Annotated in this window: 12 protein-coding genes and 1 pseudogene; 11 read left to right on the plus strand and 2 right to left on the minus strand. The window is 74.6% G+C overall.

The window, feature by feature from the left end; all coding sequences use genetic code 11:
* Nucleotides 1-81 precede the first annotated feature (81 nt).
* The 5 genes from AB0G32_RS08320 (at nucleotide 82) to AB0G32_RS08340 (ending at nucleotide 10441) form a co-directional block, all read left to right on the plus strand.
* Nucleotides 82-2529, plus strand: a complete 2448-nt coding sequence (locus tag AB0G32_RS08320; protein WP_361159920.1) for a bifunctional glycosyltransferase family 2 protein/CDP-glycerol:glycerophosphate glycerophosphotransferase — start codon at nucleotides 82-84, stop codon at nucleotides 2527-2529.
* Between the two features lie 226 nt (nucleotides 2530-2755).
* Nucleotides 2756-5023: a CDP-glycerol glycerophosphotransferase family protein gene (locus tag AB0G32_RS08325; RefSeq protein ID WP_361159923.1), complete on the plus strand. Its 2268-nt coding sequence runs from the start codon at nucleotides 2756-2758 to the stop codon at nucleotides 5021-5023.
* Nucleotides 5024-5028: 5 nt separating this feature from the next.
* On the plus strand, nucleotides 5029-7254 hold the full coding sequence (locus AB0G32_RS08330) for a bifunctional glycosyltransferase family 2 protein/CDP-glycerol:glycerophosphate glycerophosphotransferase (RefSeq protein WP_361159926.1): 2226 nt from the start codon (nucleotides 5029-5031) through the stop codon (nucleotides 7252-7254).
* Between the two features lie 50 nt (nucleotides 7255-7304).
* Nucleotides 7305-8774, plus strand: coding sequence for a hypothetical protein (locus tag AB0G32_RS08335; RefSeq protein ID WP_361159980.1), 1470 nt, complete (start codon nucleotides 7305-7307; stop codon nucleotides 8772-8774).
* Between the two features lie 92 nt (nucleotides 8775-8866).
* On the plus strand, nucleotides 8867-10441 hold the full coding sequence (locus AB0G32_RS08340; RefSeq protein ID WP_361159929.1) for a hypothetical protein: 1575 nt from the start codon (nucleotides 8867-8869) through the stop codon (nucleotides 10439-10441).
* Here AB0G32_RS08340 and AB0G32_RS08345 read toward each other — a convergent pair.
* Nucleotides 10431-10844, minus strand: coding sequence for an organic hydroperoxide resistance protein (locus tag AB0G32_RS08345; protein ID WP_361159932.1), 414 nt, complete (start codon nucleotides 10842-10844; stop codon nucleotides 10431-10433). The genes AB0G32_RS08340 and AB0G32_RS08345 overlap by 11 nt on opposite strands.
* Nucleotides 10845-10946: 102 nt before the next feature.
* Between AB0G32_RS08345 and AB0G32_RS08350 the strand changes: the two genes are divergently transcribed.
* The 3 genes from AB0G32_RS08350 (at nucleotide 10947) to galE (ending at nucleotide 14204) form a co-directional block, all read left to right on the plus strand.
* Nucleotides 10947-11405 carry a MarR family transcriptional regulator gene (locus tag AB0G32_RS08350; protein WP_361159935.1) on the plus strand — a complete coding sequence of 153 codons (459 nt, stop codon included), beginning with the start codon at nucleotides 10947-10949 and terminating at the stop codon, nucleotides 11403-11405.
* A gap of 63 nt (nucleotides 11406-11468) precedes the next feature.
* Nucleotides 11469-13148 (plus strand): glycosyltransferase family 2 protein, encoded by a 1680-nt coding sequence (locus AB0G32_RS08355; RefSeq protein WP_361159937.1) that lies wholly within the window; start codon nucleotides 11469-11471, stop codon nucleotides 13146-13148.
* 45 nt (nucleotides 13149-13193) lie between these two features.
* Nucleotides 13194-14204, plus strand: coding sequence for a UDP-glucose 4-epimerase GalE (gene galE, locus AB0G32_RS08360; protein WP_361159939.1), 1011 nt, complete (start codon nucleotides 13194-13196; stop codon nucleotides 14202-14204).
* Nucleotides 14205-14266: 62 nt separating this feature from the next.
* Here galE and AB0G32_RS08365 read toward each other — a convergent pair whose 3' ends face one another.
* Nucleotides 14267-14893 carry a TetR/AcrR family transcriptional regulator gene (locus AB0G32_RS08365; RefSeq protein ID WP_361159942.1) on the minus strand — a complete coding sequence of 209 codons (627 nt, stop codon included), beginning with the start codon at nucleotides 14891-14893 and terminating at the stop codon, nucleotides 14267-14269.
* Between the two features lie 152 nt (nucleotides 14894-15045).
* Between AB0G32_RS08365 and AB0G32_RS08370 the strand changes: the two genes are divergently transcribed.
* The 3 genes and pseudogenes from AB0G32_RS08370 to AB0G32_RS08380 form a co-directional block, all read left to right on the plus strand.
* Nucleotides 15046-15972 carry an ABC transporter permease gene (locus tag AB0G32_RS08370; protein ID WP_361159944.1) on the plus strand — a complete coding sequence of 309 codons (927 nt, stop codon included), beginning with the start codon at nucleotides 15046-15048 and terminating at the stop codon, nucleotides 15970-15972.
* Complete coding sequence (locus tag AB0G32_RS08375; RefSeq protein WP_361159946.1) at nucleotides 15965-16810, plus strand: ABC transporter ATP-binding protein; 846 nt, start codon at nucleotides 15965-15967, stop codon at nucleotides 16808-16810. Before AB0G32_RS08370 ends, AB0G32_RS08375 begins: the two co-directional genes overlap by 8 nt.
* 187 nt (nucleotides 16811-16997) lie before the next feature.
* Nucleotides 16998-17297: pseudogene (locus AB0G32_RS08380) on the plus strand (CDP-glycerol--poly(glycerophosphate) glycerophosphotransferase); the annotation flags it as partial.

Consider the following 17297-nt stretch of genomic DNA (forward strand, 5'->3'; position numbering starts at 1 on the left):
CGAATGCCGCAGCGGGCGTAACCAAGTCACTCCATTGGCCGTTCCCGGGCCGAACGCCCGCGCCGACCCATGGATGTCCCCGTGCCCAGGTTCAGTGTCATCGTCCCCGCATACCAGGTCCAGGCGTACCTGCCCGCGTGCCTGGAGTCGGTGCTCTCCCAGTCGTTCCCCGACTTCGAACTGATCGCGGTCGACGACGCCTCGCCGGACGCCTGCGGGGACATCGTCGACGAGTTCGCCGCCCGCGACCCGCGCGTCCGGCCGGTCCACCTGCCCGCGAACCAGGGCCTCGGCCCGGCCCGCAACGCCGGGATGAGCCAGGCCACCGGCGACTACCTGGTCTTCCTCGACGGCGACGACACCCTCACCCCGGGTGCGCTGCGGGCCGTCGCGGACCGGCTGAAGGAGACCGGCGACCCGGACGTCCTGGTCTACGACTACGCGCGCACGTACTGGACCGGCGAAACGGTCCGCAACCAGGCCGCCGCCCGGCTCACCGAGGACGGCCCGGCCCCGTTCACGCTCACCGACCGCCCCGGTCTGCTGAACCTGCTGATGGTCGCCTGGAACAAGACCTGCCGCCGGGAGTTCGTCGAACGGGCCGGCTTCACCTTCCCGCCGGGCCTGTACGAGGACACCCCGTGGACCTACCCGGTGCTGCTGCGGGCCGAGTCCATCGCCACCCTGGACCTGGTCTGCGTGCACTACCGCCAGCGCCGCCGGGGCTCCATCCTCGGCACGCCCAGCGAACGCCACCTCGACGTCTTCGCCCAGTACGACCGGGTCTTCGCGTTCCTGGACAGCGACCCGGAGCTGGCGCGCTGGCGGCCGGTGCTGTTCCGCCGGATGGCCGACCATCTGGCGGTGGTGTTCGCCCGGCGCGAGCGCCTGCCGCGCGGCTCACGCGCCGAGTTCCTGCGCCTGGCCCGCGCCCACCTGCGCCGCTACCGGGTGCCGGGCGCCCGCGCCCCGCTGCCGGTCCGGCTGCGGCACGGCCTGCTCCGCCTCGGCCTGCACCGCACCTACCGGACGCTGCGGCTGGCCGCGGCCGGCGGCCGCCGCGCGGTCAAGCTCACCACCAGGACCCTGCGCGCCGTGCGCTCCGGCGTACTGCGCCTGCACTACCGGACCCAGCGCCTGCTGCCGCTGCGCGCCGACCGCGCGCTGTTCGCCGACGGCACCGGTCACGCCGGGCCGGAACCCGGCGGTTACGGCGGTTACGGCGGTTACGGCAGCACTTACGACGGCTACGGCAGCTATGCCGGATACGGCTGCAACCCGGGGGCGCTGGAGGAGGCGTTCCGCTCGGTCGTGCCGCACATCCGCACGGCGTGGCTGGCCGCCCCCGCGCTGCACCACACGGTGCCGCCCGGTCCGCGCCGCGTCTCCCCGGGCACCGCCCGCCATCTCACCGAGCTGGCCCGGGCCAAGTACCTGGTGCACAACGCCCCCTTCGACCCGCGGCTGGTCAAGCGCCGGGGTCAGGTGCTGGTGCAGACGCAGGCCGGTACTCCACTGGGCCACGCGGGCCTGGATCTCCAGGAGCGCCCGGCCGCCGCCCGCGACACCGACTTCGCGGCGCTGCTGCGGGATGTCGACCGCTGGGACTACGTGCTGTCCGCCAACCGCCACTCCACCCTGACCTGGCAGCGGGTCCACCCCGGCGACTACACGGTGGTGGAGTGCGGCCAGCCCCGTACCGACGTCTTCCAGCGGGCGACGGCGGCGGACGTGGCCCGGCTGCGGGAACTGCTCGGCGTCCCGGCGGACTCGGTCGCGATCCTCTACGCGCCCGCCCGGCGCGACTACCGGCGCACTCAGCGTCTCGCCCTCGACCTGGAGCGCGTCACCCGCCGTCTGGGCCCGCGCTTCGTGGTGCTGGTGCGGAGCCCGGCCGGACCGGGCGCCCCGCAGATCCCGCGCGCGCCCCGGGTCGTCGACGTCACCGGCCACCCGCGCCTGTCGTCGCTCTGCCTGGCCTCGGACGTCCTGGTCACCGACTACGCGCCGCTGATGGTGGACTACGCGGCCCTGGACCGGCCGATCGTGCTGCACACCGGGGACCAGCAGGCGTACGAGGCGGCCCGCGGCCTCTACGTCGACCTGCGCGCCGTGCCGCCGGGGGTGACCGCCCGCGACGAGGACGAGCTGATCGACATCTTCGCCACCGGGCACTGGCGCGGGTCGCGCGCCGGGCAGTTGCGGTCGGTGTTCCGGGAGCGGTTCTGCCCCTGGGACGACGGCCGCGCCGCCGAACGCGCCGTGCGCCGGATCGTGCTCGGGGAGCGGGCGCCGCAGCCGGTCGTACCGCTCGGGGAACGCCGGCCGGCACCCGCGCCGGTGCCGGTGGTGTCGCCGGTGTCTCCGGTGTCTCCGCTGCCGGTGGGCAGCGCGGCCGACGTCCCGGCACCGGCCGTTCCCACCTCCCTCCCCGCCCCCTTCCCCACCTCCCTCCCCACCGCTCTTCCCACCCCGGCTTCCTCCTCCGACGTCCTCCGCCCGCGCCCGCCCCTGTCCGACCGCCGCTGACCACGTCCCCGGGAGTCCGTATGCCCCGCTGCCCGTCCCGGCCCGCGCCCACCCGTCCGCCCGTACGGCGGCCGACGGGACGGCCCGGCCGCCGTGCCGGCGGCACCGGCGGCTGAACCCCGTACCGCCCCCGCCGCCCGACCGCAGACGGCACAAACCACCGCACGACCGCACTACCGCACGACGGCGCACAACCGCACGACCGCACGACGACAGAGAGAGCAGCATGCCGCGCTTCAGCATCATCGTCCCGTCCCACGGGGTCGCGGGACGGCTGTCCCAGGCCCTGGACTCGGTCCTCGCCCAGTCCTTCGGCGACTTCGAGCTGATCCCGGTGTGCCGGACGCCGGACTGCTCCGCCGCGGACGTCGCCGCCGCCCGCGCCGGACGGGACTCCCGGGTGGCGCCCGTGCACTCCCCGCCGGCGGACGGCCTGGCCGCGGCGCGCAACACCGGGGCCCGCGCGGCGACCGGCACGTACCTGCTGTTCCTCGACGGCGACGACGTCCTCGTGCCCGGCGCGCTCGCGGCGCTCGACGCCCGGCTGGCCCGGACCGGCGACGTCGACGTGCTCTACTTCGAACATGAGCGCACCCCCTGGTGGGAGGGCGAACCGGCCAACCCGGCCGCCCCGCTCCTCGCGAGCGCGCCGGACGGCGCCTTCGCGCCCGCCGCGGCGCCCGGCCTGACCGGCGTCCAGTTGCCGGCGTGGAGCGCGGCCTACCGCCGGGCCTTCCTCACCGAGCGCCATCTCACCTTCCCCGACGGGCACTTCACCGACGTCGGCTTCGGCGGCCGGGTCGCCGCCGAGGCCGAGCGGATGGCGGTGCTGCGCGAAGTCGTCGTACGGCACCTGGTGCGGCGTCAGGGCAGCCGGCTGAACCGGCCCGGCACGCACCACGCCGAACTGCTCGACCAGGCGGACCGGGTGCTGACCCGGGCCGCCGAACTGGACCTGCCCGAGGCCCGGCGCGCGGCGCTGTTCGAGCAGCTCTTCGCGGCGGTCCTGAAAACGGCCGCCCATCCACGCCGGCTGCCGTCCAAGCGGCCCGCGCTCCGCCCCACGCTCCCGCTCCCCTCCCGTCGCTCCCCCCGGCGGGCCTTCTTCCGCCGGGCCGGCGCGCTGTACGCCGCCCACCGGCCGCCCGGCTTCCGGACCCCCGGCGGCACTCTCGGCGTGCAGCACCGGCTGCTGGCCCGGGGGGCGTACACGGCGTTCCGCGCGCTGCGCGGCGCCAACCGGGTGCTGACGGCCGCGCTGCACGCGGTCCCATACCCCCGCGGACTGCGCACCCGGCTGCGCTACCGCCTCCACCTGCGCCGCCCGCTCGATCCGAACCTCGCCGTCTACTGCGCCTACTGGGGCCGCGGCTACACCTGCAACCCGGCCGCGATCCACGCCAAGGCCCGCGCCCTCGCCCCGCACCTGCGCTCGGTGTTCCTGGTCGAGGCGGGCCAGGAACGCACCCTCCCGCCCGGCATCGACCACGCGGTGATCGGCAGCGCCCGCTACTGGGAGGTGCTGGCCCGCGCCAAGTACCTGATCAACAACGCCAACTTCGCGGACGGCGTGGTCAAGCGCCCCGGCAGCGTCCACCTCCAGACCCAGCACGGCACCCCGCTGAAGAAGATGGGCGTCGACCAGTCGACGTACCCGGTGGTGGCCGCGGCCACCGGCAGCTTCGCCAAGCTGCTCGGCCGGGTCGACCGCTGGGACTACAACCTCTCCGCCAACCGCCACTCCACCCAGATGTGGGAGCGCGCCTTCCCGGGCTCGTACGAGCAGCTGGAGTACGGCTATCCGCGCAACGACGTCTACTACGCGGCGACCGCCGCCGACGTCGCCCGCGCCCGGCGCGAACTGGGCGTACCCGAGGGCGCGACGGCCGTGCTGTACGCCCCCACGCACCGGGACTGGGAGACCGGCTACGGCGCCGGCGGGCTGGATCTCGCGGCGTTCTGCGAGGCGGCCGGCGAGGACGTGGTGGTGCTGCTGCGCGCCCACTACTTCTACGACCGGGGCACGGCCGGGCCCGGCGGCGGCCGGATCATCGACGTCACCGCGCACCGCAGCGCCGAGGACGTCTGCCTGGCCGCCGACGCCCTGGTCACCGACTACTCGTCGATCATGTTCGACTACGCCAACCTGGACCGGCCGATCGTGGTCTACGCCGACGACTGGGAGGTCTACCGGGAGACCCGCGGCGTCTACTTCGACCTGCTGGCCGAGCCGCCCGGCCCGGTGGCCCGCACCCCGGACGAACTGGCCCGCGTCTTCCGCGACGGCACCTGGGCGGGGCCGGACTCGGCGGCGCGGCGGGCCGCCTTCCGGGAGCGGTTCTGCGAGTTCGACGACGGCCGGGCCGCCGAGCGGGTGGTGCGCCGGGTGCTGCTCGGCGAGCCGCCCGAGGCGCTGCCGCCCGTGACCCCGCTCGCCGAGCGCGTCCCCGCGCCCGCCGCGACCTCCGCGACCTCCGCCCTGGTAAGGAGCTGAGAGCAGTGCCCCGCTTCAGCGTCATCATCCCCTGCTTCAAGGTGCAGGGCTTTCTGCGCGAGTGCCTCGACTCGGTCCTGGCGCAGTCCTACCGGGACCTGGAGGTGATCGCCGTGGACGACTGCTCGCCGGACGGCTGCGGCGCGATCCTCGACGGGTACGCCGCCCGCGACGAGCGGGTGCGGGTGCTGCACCTGTCGGAGAACGTGGGCCTCGGCCGGGCCCGCAACGCCGGTCTGCCGCACGCCACCGGCGACTACCTCCTCTTCCTCGACAGCGACGACACCCTCACCCCGGGCGCGCTGCGCGCGCTGGCCGACCGGCTGGCCGAGACCGCCGACCCGGACGTACTGGTCTTCGACTACGCCCGCACGTACTGGTGGGGCGGCACCCGCCGCAACGTCCTCGCGCACGTCCTCACCGAAGCCGGCGAGGACACGTTCACGGCCGCCGGCCACCCCGAGATCCTCGACCTGCTGATGGTGGTGTGGAACAAGGTCTACCGGCGCTCCTTCGTCGAGCGGGAGGGCTTCGCCTTCCCGCCCGGCTACTACGAGGACACGCCGTGGACCTTCCCGGTGCTGCTGAGCGCCGGGCGGATCGCCGCGCTGGACCGGATCTGCCTGAACTACCGGCAGCGCCGCCAGGGCAACATCCTGTCCACCACCAGCCGCAAGCACTTCGACGTGCACGCCCAGTACGAACGGGTGTTCGCGTTCGTCGACGCCCGTCCGGAGCTGGCCCGCTGGCGGCCGTTCCTGCACGCCAAGATGGGCGAGCACTGCCTGGACATCCTGTCCAAGCCGGACCGGCTGCCCCCGTCCGACCGGGCCGAGTTCTTCCGCCGTACCGCCGAACTGTTCCGCGCCCACCGGCCCGAGGGAGCGCGCACGCCGGCGGAACTGCGGGTGCTGGAGGGCGGCTACGCGGCGTACACGGCGCGTACCCAGGGCGCGCGGGCCGGGCGGGCGCTGACGCGGCGCGCCGGGCGGGTCCGTACGGCGGCGGCCGTCCGGCTGCACCGGGCCGGCTCGGCGGTCCGCACCCGCCTCCCCCTCGACCCGGACCTCGCCGTGTACTCGGCCTTCTCCCACCGTGGCGTCCTCGGCGATCCGGCCGCCGTCTACCACGAGGCCCGCCGGATCGCCCCGCGGCTGCGCGGGGTGTGGGTGCTGCGCGACGAGGAGCTGGTGCCGGCGCTGCCGCCCGGCACCGAGTACGTGATCCTCGGCAGCCCGGCGTACCGCCGGGTGACCGAGCGGGCCACGTACTTCGTCAACAACGTCAACTGGCCGGGCACCCTGCGCAAGCGGCCCGGCAGCGTGCACATCCACACCCACCAGGGCACGCCGCTGAAGTACCTGGGCGCCGATCTGCTCGGCAAGCCCGGCGCCCGGCACGGCGTCGACGTACCGCAGATGCTGCGCCGCGCCGACCGCTGGGACCACAGCCTGGTCGCCAACCTGCACTCGGAGCTGGTGTGGGAGCGGGCCTACCCGTGCCACTTCGCCTCGGCCCGCACCGGCAGCCCGCGCAACGACGTGCTGGTGCGGGCCCGCGCCGACCGGGCGGCCGGGGCCGGCTTCCGGCTGCGCAACGGCATCCCGGCCGGGCACACGGTCGTGCTGTACGCGCCGACCCGCCGCGACTACCGGCGCGGCGGCCACGTCGACCGGATCGACCTGGCCCGGTTCGCCGCCGACCTGGGCGCCGGGCACACCCTCGTCGTCCGGCTGCACCCGTCCCTCGCCACCGGCCCGGCGCGCGGCCTGGGCCTGACCGACCTGCACCGGCGGGGCGTGCTGGTCGACGCCACCGACGAACCGCACGTCGAGGACGTACTGCTCGCCGCCGACCTGCTGGTCACCGATTACTCCGCCCTGATGTTCGACTACGCCGTCCTGGACCGGCCGATCCTCGTCCACGCCGACGACCTGGACGCGTACGCGGCGAGCCGCGGCCTCTACTTCGACCTCACCGCCGAGCCACCGGGCCACGTCGCCCGCTCCTACCGGGAACTGGCCTGGCTGCTCGCGTCGGGGACCTGGCGGGACGCGGAGGCGGCGCGGCTGCGGGCGGCGTTCCGGGCGCGGTTCTGCGCGTTCGACGACGGGCGGGCCGCGGAGCGGGTGGTGCGCACGCTGATGCTGGGCGAGCCGATGCCGGCGCCGGTGCCCGTGCCGGGTGCCCGCGCCGCCGCGTCCGGCCGCGATCTGCTGGCGCCGTCGTGAGCCCGCACGCCCCGCGCAACCCGCACGCCCCGCGCAACCCGCGCCTGAGGATGCACCACTGGGTGCTGCTGCTCGCGGCCCTGTTCGCCGTCGCCCAGCTCGCCAACGTCACCGGCCGGGACACCCCCGACACCAAGAACTACCTCTCCTACGCCCTGAGCCTGTCCGGCGAGGGCAAGCGCGGCGCGGCGGCCGGCGCCATCGAGCACTACTGCGCGAGCCGGGCGTCCAGCGCCAAGCGGGCGCAGAGCGTGCACGTGGTCCGCTTCCACCGGGCCGACCCCACCGCCCGGGTGACGGCCGACTGCCGGGAGCGGGAGTGGCGGAACGTGGAGCGGCGGCTGCGGGCCGGGCAGACCGACGGGCACACGGTGCCGTTCATGCCGGAGCGGTTCATGCGGATCTTCGAGGTGCGGCCGGGGTATCCGGCGTTCCTGGTGCCGTTCGTGACCGCGCTCGGTGTGACGTGGGGGGTGTGGACGGCGAGCGTGCTGGTCGCGGCGGCGGGCGGGGTGCTGGTCTTCCTGATCCTGCGCACCCTCGCGGTCCCGGCCCCGCTCGCGCTGACCGGCCAGGCGCTGTACTACGTGCTGCCGTGCGGGACGGTCGCGATGCGGCCGATGACCGAGGGGCTGCTGATGGCGCTGACGCTGACGGCGGTGTGGGGGTGCGCGCTGGTGCTGCGCGAGCGGCCGCAACGGCGGGGGTACTGGCTGGTCGCGGGGTCGCTGGCGCTGCTGTTCGCGGTCAAGCACTCGCAGGCGCTGTTCCTCGGCGGCTGCCTGGCGGCGGCGGGCACGGCGATCGCACTCCGACGCGCGCGCCGGGGCGGGGGCAGGGGCAGGGGCAGGGGCGAGGTCCAAGGCGGGAACCGGCGCGCACGCTGGGGCGGAGACCAGTCCGGGGGCTGGCTCGCACGCTGGAGCGGAGACCAGCCCGGGGGCTGGCTCGCACGTTGGAGCGGAGACCAGCGCGAGGACCGGCGCGCGCGCTGGGCCGAGTACCGGAATGCACGCCGGAGTGGGGCGCGAGCCCAGGTCGGGGTGGTGCTCCGGCTCGCCGGCATCGGCCTGGGCGCCGCCCTGACCACCGTCCTGCTGGCCCGCCTCCTGCACTACCCCTCCGAGTCGGAGAGTCTCCAGGACCTGCTGGCCCACCACTTCGCCCGGCCGGACCGGGAACGGCCGTGGCCGGAGTTCCTCCAGTTGCAGGGCAACTTCTGGACGGAGTGGTCCCGGCGCCAGCTGCGGGAGCCACTGTTCGTCGCGGCGCTGGCGGCCGGGGCGTGGGGCGCGCTGCGCCGGCCCGCGTTCGGCGCGTTCCTGGTCGCCGCGGCGGCCACCGGCATCCTGACCCAGGCCGGGCACCCGGACATCAACATCTGGGGCGGCCGGCTGATCGTGCTGGCCTGGCTGCTGCCGGTGGTGGGGCTGCCGCTGCTGCTGGAGCCGGTGGCGCGCGGCCGGGTGCCGCTGCCGGCCCAGGGGCACGCGGACCAGGCGGTTCGTACGACCAGCTGACCGTCACTCGATACGGTGACGGTGGGTCATGCCGTTGACCCGGCCGGGAACATACGGCAAATGCCCCAGACGCTCCCCACCCCGTTCCTCCGGTGAGCGCCGGAGTCCGCGCCGGAGTCCTTGTCCGGCGGTCCGCGCAGGGCGCCACGGCACTGCGCGGCGGCCGCACCTGGCGCCCCACCCCGTACCAGGCGGCCGGTTTCCTGTTCTGGCTGGTGCTGACGCTGGCGTACTGGCGGGTGCCGCTGTGCTGCGACGCCGGCCAGCACGCGGCGGTCGTCGAACGTCTCAAGGCCGACCTGTCGCACCCCCGCCATCCGATGGCCGACCTGCCCGGCGCGGGCAGCGCCTACTACTCCCCGTACGCGCTGGCCGAGGGCGGGTTCGCCCGGCTGACCGGGCTCGGCGGCTGGGAGGTGGTGCGGCTGGCCGGGCCGCTGAACCTGCTGGTGCTGCTGACCGGCGTCAACCGCTTCGTCCGGGTGCTGACCCCCCGGCCCTGGGCGCCGGTGCTGGCCCTGCTGGCGATGACGCTGCTGTGGGGCACCGAACGCGCCTGGTGGAGCGGTTACCTCGGGCTGATGTCCATGACCGGCAACCTCGGCTACCCGTCGACCTTCGCGATCGGGCTCACCTTCTGGGCCTGGGCGCTGACCGGCACCCGCGCCCGCGACCCGCGCCGGGTGCGCTACGTCGGCCCCCGCGGCCTGCCCGGCCTGCCCGGGTACGCCGCCCTCGGCGTGCTGTACGGCCTGGTGCTGCTGATCCACCCGATCACCTCGGTGGCGGCGGTGCTGGGTGCGATCGCCCTGGCCGCGGGGTGGCAGCCGCGCTGGACGGGCCCGGTCCTCGCCCGCTGGGCCCTGACCGGGGCGACGGCCCTGCTGACCGCCGCGGTCTGGCCGTACTTCGACGTGTTCGCGCTCGCCGGGGACGACAGCGTGGACGCGATGCACCGCACGCTGTACCGGCAGCTGGCCGGGGAGTTCTGGCTGGCCGCGGTGGTCGGACTGCCCGCGCTGTGGCTGCGCGGGCGCCGCTCGCCCCGCGACCCGCTCGTACTGATGTTCGTACTGGACTGCCTGGTGGTGGCGTACGGCTGGGTCAGCGGCCACTACACCTACGGCCGGATCCTGGGCCTGACCCTGGTGCCGCTCCAGTTCGCGCTGGCGGTGGAGCTGGCGGCGCCCCGGCCGTGGCGCGCGGGCCGCCGCGTCCTGGGCTGGGCGGCGGCGGCCGGTGCCGCCGCCGGCTTCCTCACCGTCCAGGCGGGGGCGCTGATCCCGGCCGGCTTCCCGCAGCCGCCGCACTGGCCGGCGTACGCCTGGGCGGCCCGGCACATCGGCCCCGGCGAGGTGGTGATCACCGACGGGTACTACGCCGTCCACGCGATCGCCGGGTACGGGCCGAACCTCGCCGCGCCCGCCTGGCCGGATCCCGCGCTGGACGAACGGGAGCGCGCCCGGCGCGAGGCGGACGTGCGGGGCTACCTCGCCCCGGACTCGACCCGCGCCGAGCGCGCCACCGTGATCCGCCGCTACCACGTGCGCTGGCTGCTGCTGACCCGCTGGCGGCCGGTGCCCGAGGAGGCGGTGGTGGTGGCGTGGAGCGAGCGGACCGGGGAGGTGCTGGCCCGGGTCGGGACCGCCGCGACGGCTACTCGATGACCAGTTCGACCGGGATGTTGCCGCGGGTGGCGTTGGAGTACGGGCAGACCTGGTGGGCCTGCTCGACCAGCTTGCGGCCGGTCTCCGCGTCGACGCTGTCGGGCAGCTCCACGCGCAGCGTGACGGCCAGCGCGAAGCCCTCGCCCTGCTTGCCGATGCCGACCTCGGCGGTCACCGCGGCGTCGGCCACGTCGACCTTGGCGGCGCGGCCCACGGCACCGAGGGCGCTGCCGAAGCAGGCGGCGTACCCGGCGGCGAAGAGCTGCTCGGGGTTGGTGCCCTTGCCGTCGCCGCCCATCTCGGCCGGGAAGCCGAGCGCGAGGTCCAGCTTGCCGTCGGAGGTGACGGCGCGGCCGTCCCGGCCGTGGGTGGCGGTGGCTACGGCGGTGTAGAGCGGGTCCATGGAGAACCATCCCTCTCGGTGGGTTCGGGGCTTGCGCGTCACAGTGAAGCACACAATTAAATTGCGCACAATCTAATGCCGCACACCGGGTACCCTGGAGCCATGAGCGCGCCCACAGCGGACTGGCTCCGCCTCGACCAGCAGATCTGCTTCTCCCTGAACGCCGCCTCGCGCGCCTTCGGCGGCGTCTACCGGGTGATCCTGAAGGACCTCGGGCTCACCTACCCGCAGTACCTGGTGATGCTGGTGCTGTGGGAGCGGGGCGAGCTGCCGGTCAAGCGCCTGGGCGAACATCTGCGGCTCGATTCGGGCACCCTGTCCCCGCTGCTCAAGCGACTGGAGACGGCCGGCCTGGTACGCCGCGAGCGCAGCGCCCGCGACGAGCGCTCGGTCCAGGTGCGCCCCACCGAGGAGGGCACGGCGCTGCGCGAGCGGGCCCTGGAGGTGCCCCGCCGGATCGCCGCCGCCACCGGCTTCGACCTCGACGAGATCCAGGAGCTGCGGGCCCGTCTGGACCGCCTCACCACCGCCCTGGACACGGCGGCGGCCGACGGCTGCTGAGGCACACAACACGCACGACGGGCGCAACCGGCACAACGTGCGCAACGGGCGTTTTACTGAGGCATGCCCGCTCGCCCCTCCCGCCCCTCCCGCCCTTGTGTCCCCGCCCATCAGGTCGGCGTCGTCGTCATCGGGTACCAGGACGCGGCCCATGTGACCGACGCCGTACGCTCCGCGCTGGCCCAGGGGGACGCCGTGCGCGAGGTCGTCGCGGTGGACGACTGCTCGACCGACGGCAGCGCGGAACTCCTCGCCCGGCTGGCCGCGCGCGAACCCCGGCTGCGGGTGATCCGGCTCCCGGCCAACAGCGGCGGCTGCGGCACCCCGCGCAACACCGGCCTGGCCGCGCTGACCGCGCCGTACGCGATGTTCCTGGACAGCGACGACGTGCTGCCGCCGGGCGCGGTGGACGCGCTGCTGGCGGCGGCCGTCGAGGAGCGCGCGGAGGTGGCGAGCGGGCTGTGCGTGCGCCGGGAGCTGCCCTCGGGGCGCGAGGTGCCCTGGCAGGCGCCGCTGTACGCGACGCGCGCCGTGGTCGCGCACCCCGCCCGGCGCCCCCGCCTGGTGCACGACACCCTCTGCGTCAACAAGCTCTACCGCACCGACTTCCTGCACACCCACGGCATCCGCTTCCCCGAGGGCCGCTTCCCCTACGAGGACTTCGTCTTCACCGCGCGGGTCCTGGCCGCCGGCCCGCGCGTCGCCCTCGTCCCCGACCCGGTCTACGTCTGGCACGTCCGCCGGTCCGCCGAGCGGCTGTCGATCTCGCTGGACCGGACCGACGTGAGCAACTGGCGGGCCCGCACGCACGCGTGCCGCACGGCGTACGACATCCTGCTGGCCGCCGGGCAGAAGCATGCGGCACGCGCGGCCCGCGCCAAGTTCCTCGACCACGAGCTGCGGATGTACGTCCGCGAGCTGGGCCTGCACGACGCGCGCTACCAGCGTGCGTGGTGGGCGCACACGCGGGCGTACCTCGCTCAGTACGACGCCGCCGACTGGACCCGCTCGCCGACCGCGCCGGGCCGGCTGATCGGCCGAGTGATCCTCGCCGCCCCCGAGCCGCGCGACCTGCCCCGGCTGCGCGAGCTGGCGGCCCGCCCGGCCCGGCTGCTGCCGCCGTACCCGACGGCCGACGACGGCCGGCACACGCCGGTCTGGTCGGCAGACCTCCCCCGGGTCACCCTGGAGCCGCTGCTGACCCGCCCGCCCCGCCTGCTCCCGCTGGCGGTGGACGCGGAACTGCGCCCGTCCCCGCGCGGCCCGGCCCTGCGGCTGCGGCTGCGGCTACGGCTACGGCTACGGCTACGGCTGCACGAGTTGTACGGCCGGGTCGCGGCGGCCGGTCCGGTGGCCGTCGACGCGGAGTGGCGGCGCCGGGAGGACGGCCGGGTGAGCGGACGCCGGACACTGCTGTTCGAGGCCCGTGTACCGTCGGCCGACGGTCCCGTCTGGCCGGCCGGGGCCACCCTCGCCCTCACCGGCCGGGCCGCCCTCGGCCCCGGCACCTGGGAACTGCGGCTGCGGCTCCGGTTCCGGGACGGCACGAGCCGCGAGGTGACGGCGCACGCCCGCACGGACACCGGCGGCCTGCGCCGCCGCGCCCTGCCGAGCGTCCGGCACGGCGTGGTCCTGGTCCAGCCGTACGCCACGCACTCCGGCGCGCTGGCGCTGCGGGTGGCGCCCGGGGCGCGAGGAGTGGCGGCGGTGGTGCACGGCAGGCTCCGGCGCCTGATTCACTGAGAGCCGACCACTGCCACCAGGGCAACTGACGAGGGGACGGCCACCATGACCTGGCTGATCACCGGCGGCGCCGGCTATATCGGGGCGCACGTCGTACGGGCGATGACCGAGGCGGGCGAGAAGACGGTGGTGTACGACGACCTGTCCACCGGCGTCGCCGCCCGCCTGCCCGACGGCGTACCCCTGGTCGAGGGCTCGGTCCTGGACGCCGGCCGGGTCCGCCGCACCCTCGCCGGCCACCAGGTCACCGGCGTGGTCCACCTGGCGGCGAAGAAGCAGGTCGGCGAGTCGGTGGAGCGGCCGCTGCACTACTACCGGGAGAACGTCGAGGGCCTGCGGGTCCTGCTGGAAGCGGTGACGGAGGCGGCCGTGCCCTCCTTCGTCTTCTCCTCCTCGGCGGCGGTGTACGGCACGCCCGACGTGGACCTGGTCACCGAGCAGACCCCCTGCGTGCCCATGTCGCCGTACGGCGAGACCAAGCTCGCGGGCGAGTGGCTGGTCCGGGCGACCGGGCGTGCGACGGGGCTGGCGACGGCAGCATTGCGCTACTTCAACGTCGCGGGCGCCCGCGCGCCGGAGCTGGCGGACACCGGCGTGCACAACCTCGTCCCCATGGTCTTCGAGAAACTGACGGAGCACGCGCCCCCGCGCATCTTCGGCGCCGACTACGCCACCCCGGACGGCACCTGCGTACGGGACTACATCCACGTGGTGGACGTGGCGGAGGCCCACGTGGCCGCGGCCCGCGCGCTCCGGGCGTCCCCCGGCCGCACCCTCACCCTGAACATCGGCCGCGGCGAGGGCGTCTCCGTCCGCGAGATGATCGACCGCATCAACGCGGCCACCGGCCACGACCTCGTCCCCACGGTCGCCGCCCGCCGCCCCGGCGACCCGGCCAGCGTCGTCGCCTCCGCCGACCGCGCCGCCGCCGAACTGGGCTGGAAGGCCAAGTACGACGTCCAGGACATGATCACCTCGGCGTGGGCGGGCTGGGTACGGCTGCATCCGGAGGCGGCGCGGGGGGACGGGGCGAACGGGGCGAACGGCGAGGCCTGAAGCCCGGTCTGCTCCCTGACCTGACCGGCGTACGTCCCGGCCCCGCGAACACCCCCCGCCCCCTACAACGCCCGCAACCCCGCCACCGTGGCCCGAGTCAGCGCCGCCAGGTAGCCCTTCGGCGGCCGCGGCCCCCGGATCACCACCGAGCGCCAGTACAGCGGCCCCGAGATCAGGTCCAGCGCCAGGTCGTGGTCGAACCCCGCGCGGATCTCGCCCCGCCGCTCCGCCGCCGCCAGGATCGAGCTGGCGACGCCGTCCTGGCCCTCGCGCAGCGCCTTCTGCATGGCCTCGGCGATCTCGGGGTTGCGGGCCGCCTCGGCCTGGAGGTCGGGGATGACCTGGGAGGCGACCGGGTGCCGCAGCGCCCGGGACGTCACCTCGTACAGCAGCCGCAGGTCGCCCTCCAGCGAGCCGGTGTCCGGCGCCGGCAGCCCCTGCACGGCGAGCGCCGAGACGATGTCGAGCACCAGATGCAGCTTGGAGCGCCACCGCCGGTACACCGCCGTCTTGCCGACCCCGGCCCGGCGCGCGATCCCCTCGATGGACATCCGCGCGTACCCGACGGCCGCGAGTTCCCCGAAGACGGCCGCCCGGATGGCCTCGGTCACGTCGGCCCGCAGTACGGCGGCCCCGGCCGGGGCCCTGCGGCGCGGACGTGGCTGAGGCTCGTCGGCGTTGGTCGTCATACGCCCCAAGCATAGGGGCGTAACGACGAAACGGTTGCGTTCCGACGTCAATTCGGCCTAGTCTCCCGTTGCGACGATACGGTCCCGTCCCGACGTAGCACCGCGACGACTCACCCCTCCCCCCGAGTGAACTCCGAACGAAAGCAGCGGATGTGAGCCAGGTCCTCCACACACCGCCCCCGCCGACCGCCCCGTCCCCGGCCGGCACCGAAGACCTCGCGGCCCTCGCCGCCCGCCACGGCCTGGCGGTCAGCGGAGCCCGCCCCGGCCTGTCCGACTACGTGCGCCAGCTGTGGGCCCGCCGGCACTTCATCGGCGCCTTCTCCACCGCCAAGCTCACCGCCCAGTACAGCCAGGCCAAGCTGGGCCAGCTCTGGCAGGTCATGACCCCGCTGCTGAACGCGGCGGTGTACTTCCTGATCTTCGGCGTGCTGCTCCAGACCAAGAAGGGCGTCCCGGACTACGTTCCGTTCCTGGTCACGGGCGTGTTCATCTGGACCTTCACGCAGAGCTCGATCATGGCGGGCACCAAGGCGATCTCCGGCAACCTCGGCCTGGTGCGCGCCCTGCACTTCCCGCGGGCCGCGCTGCCGGTCTCCTTCTGCCTCCAGCAGCTCAAGCAGCTGCTGTACTCGATGGCCGCCCTGGTCGTCATCCTGCTGGCCTTCGGCGTCCCGCCGGCCGCCTCCTGGGTGCTGGCCGTGCCGGCCCTGGTGCTCCAGTTCACCTTCAACGCCGGTGTCGCGATGATCATGGCCCGACTGGGTTCGAAGATCCCCGACATCGCCCAGCTGATGCCGTTCGCGCTGCGCACCTGGATGTACGTCTCCGGTGTGATGTGGAGCATCGACCACCTGCTCAGCCAGCACGGCGACCTGCCGTCCTGGGTCGGCCCGGTGCTCCAGGCCAACCCCGCCGCCGTCTACATCGACCTGATGCGGTTCGCCCTGATCGACACCTTCCACGCGAGCCAGCTCCCCTCCCACGTGTGGCTGCTCGCCCTGGGCTGGGCCCTGCTCGCCGGGATCGGCGGCTTCATCTACTTCTGGAAGGCTGAGGAGACCTACGGCCGTGGCTGACAGCAACGAGAAGGTTCCCACCGTCGTCGCCGACGGCGTCGACATCGTCTACCGGGTCAACGGCACCGGCGGCGGACGGGGCTCCGCCACCGCCGCCCTCAACCGGATCGTCCGCCGCAAGCAGACCGAGAAGGCGTCCGGCGTCCGCAAGGTGCACGCGGTGCGCAACGTGTCCTTCGCGGCGTACCGGGGCGAGGCGATCGGCCTGATCGGCACCAACGGTTCCGGCAAGTCGACGCTGCTCAAGGCCGTGGCCGGCCTGCTCCCGGTGGAGAACGGCCGGATCTACACCGACGGCCAGCCGTCCCTGCTCGGCGTCAACGCCGCCCTGATGAACGACCTCACCGGCGAGCGCAACGTCTACCTCGGCGGCCTCGCGATGGGCATGACCCGCGAGCAGATCAAGGAGCGCTACCAGGAGATCGTCGACTTCTCCGGCATCAACGAGAAGGGCGACTTCATCACCCTGCCGATGCGCACCTACTCCTCCGGCATGGCCGCCCGGCTGCGGTTCTCCATCGCCGCCGCCAAGGACCACGACGTCCTCCTCATCGACGAGGCGCTGGCCACCGGCGACCGCTCCTTCCAGAAGCGCTCCGAGGCCCGCATCCGCGAGCTGCGCAAGGAGGCCGGCACGGTGTTCCTGGTCAGCCACAGCAACAAGTCCATCCGTGACACCTGCGACCGGGTGCTGTGGCTGGAGCGCGGCGAGCTGCGCATGGACGGCCCGACCGACGAGGTGCTCAAGGAGTACGAGGCGTTCACCGGCGGCCCGGACAAGGCGAAGGCGAAGCCCAGGCCGAAGCCGAAGCCGAAGGCCGCGACCCCTGCTCCGTGAGGCCCCGCGCCAGGCCCTTCACCAGCAACCTCATCAGGCCCACCGCCGAGAACCTCGTCAGGCCCATCGCCAGAACCCTTGCGAGTCCCTCATGAGGCGCAGCTCCGGTTAACCCTTTCGCCCCTTCGGTGCCACGATGTCCGGACAGGTGTGCCGGAGCGCGTCGCAGCCGAAGGGGAACGCCGAGATGCCCGAACTCAGTGTCGTCGTCCACGGGCCCGACCCCCAGGACCACCTGACCGGGCTCCTCGGCTCCCTGGCCGCCCACCCCGCCCCGGAGACGGAGATCGTCGTCGCCGCCGTCGGCGACTGGGCCCGGGAGGCGGCCGAGCGGCACGCCCCCGCCTGCCAGGTGGTGCCCCTGCCGGACGGGACCGGCGCGGCCGCGGCCCGGGCGGCGGTGTGTTCGGCGACGGTGCGCGGGGCGCCGGCGGGGAGTCCGTCCTTGGCGGCCACGAAGTGCAGCCAGCGGCCGGTCGCCCGGGCC

The organism is Streptomyces sp. NPDC023723, assembly GCF_040639815.1.
GTDB lineage: Bacteria > Actinomycetota > Actinomycetes > Streptomycetales > Streptomycetaceae > Streptomyces.

Excerpts from the sequence above, each read along its gene's own strand:
- AB0G32_RS08325 (WP_361159923.1), top strand. The coding sequence starts at position 2,756 with ATGCCGCGCTTCAGCATCATCGTCCCGTCCCACGGGGTCGCGGGACGG.
- AB0G32_RS08335 (WP_361159980.1), top strand. The coding sequence starts at position 7,305 with ATGCACCACTGGGTGCTGCTGCTCGCGGCCCTGTTCGCCGTCGCCCAG.
- AB0G32_RS08345 (WP_361159932.1), bottom strand. The coding sequence starts at position 10,844 with ATGGACCCGCTCTACACCGCCGTAGCCACCGCCACCCACGGCCGGGAC.
- AB0G32_RS08350 (WP_361159935.1), top strand. The coding sequence starts at position 10,947 with ATGAGCGCGCCCACAGCGGACTGGCTCCGCCTCGACCAGCAGATCTGC.
- AB0G32_RS08355 (WP_361159937.1), top strand. The coding sequence starts at position 11,469 with ATGCCCGCTCGCCCCTCCCGCCCCTCCCGCCCTTGTGTCCCCGCCCAT.
- galE (WP_361159939.1), top strand. The coding sequence starts at position 13,194 with ATGACCTGGCTGATCACCGGCGGCGCCGGCTATATCGGGGCGCACGTC.
- AB0G32_RS08365 (WP_361159942.1), bottom strand. The coding sequence starts at position 14,893 with ATGACGACCAACGCCGACGAGCCTCAGCCACGTCCGCGCCGCAGGGCC.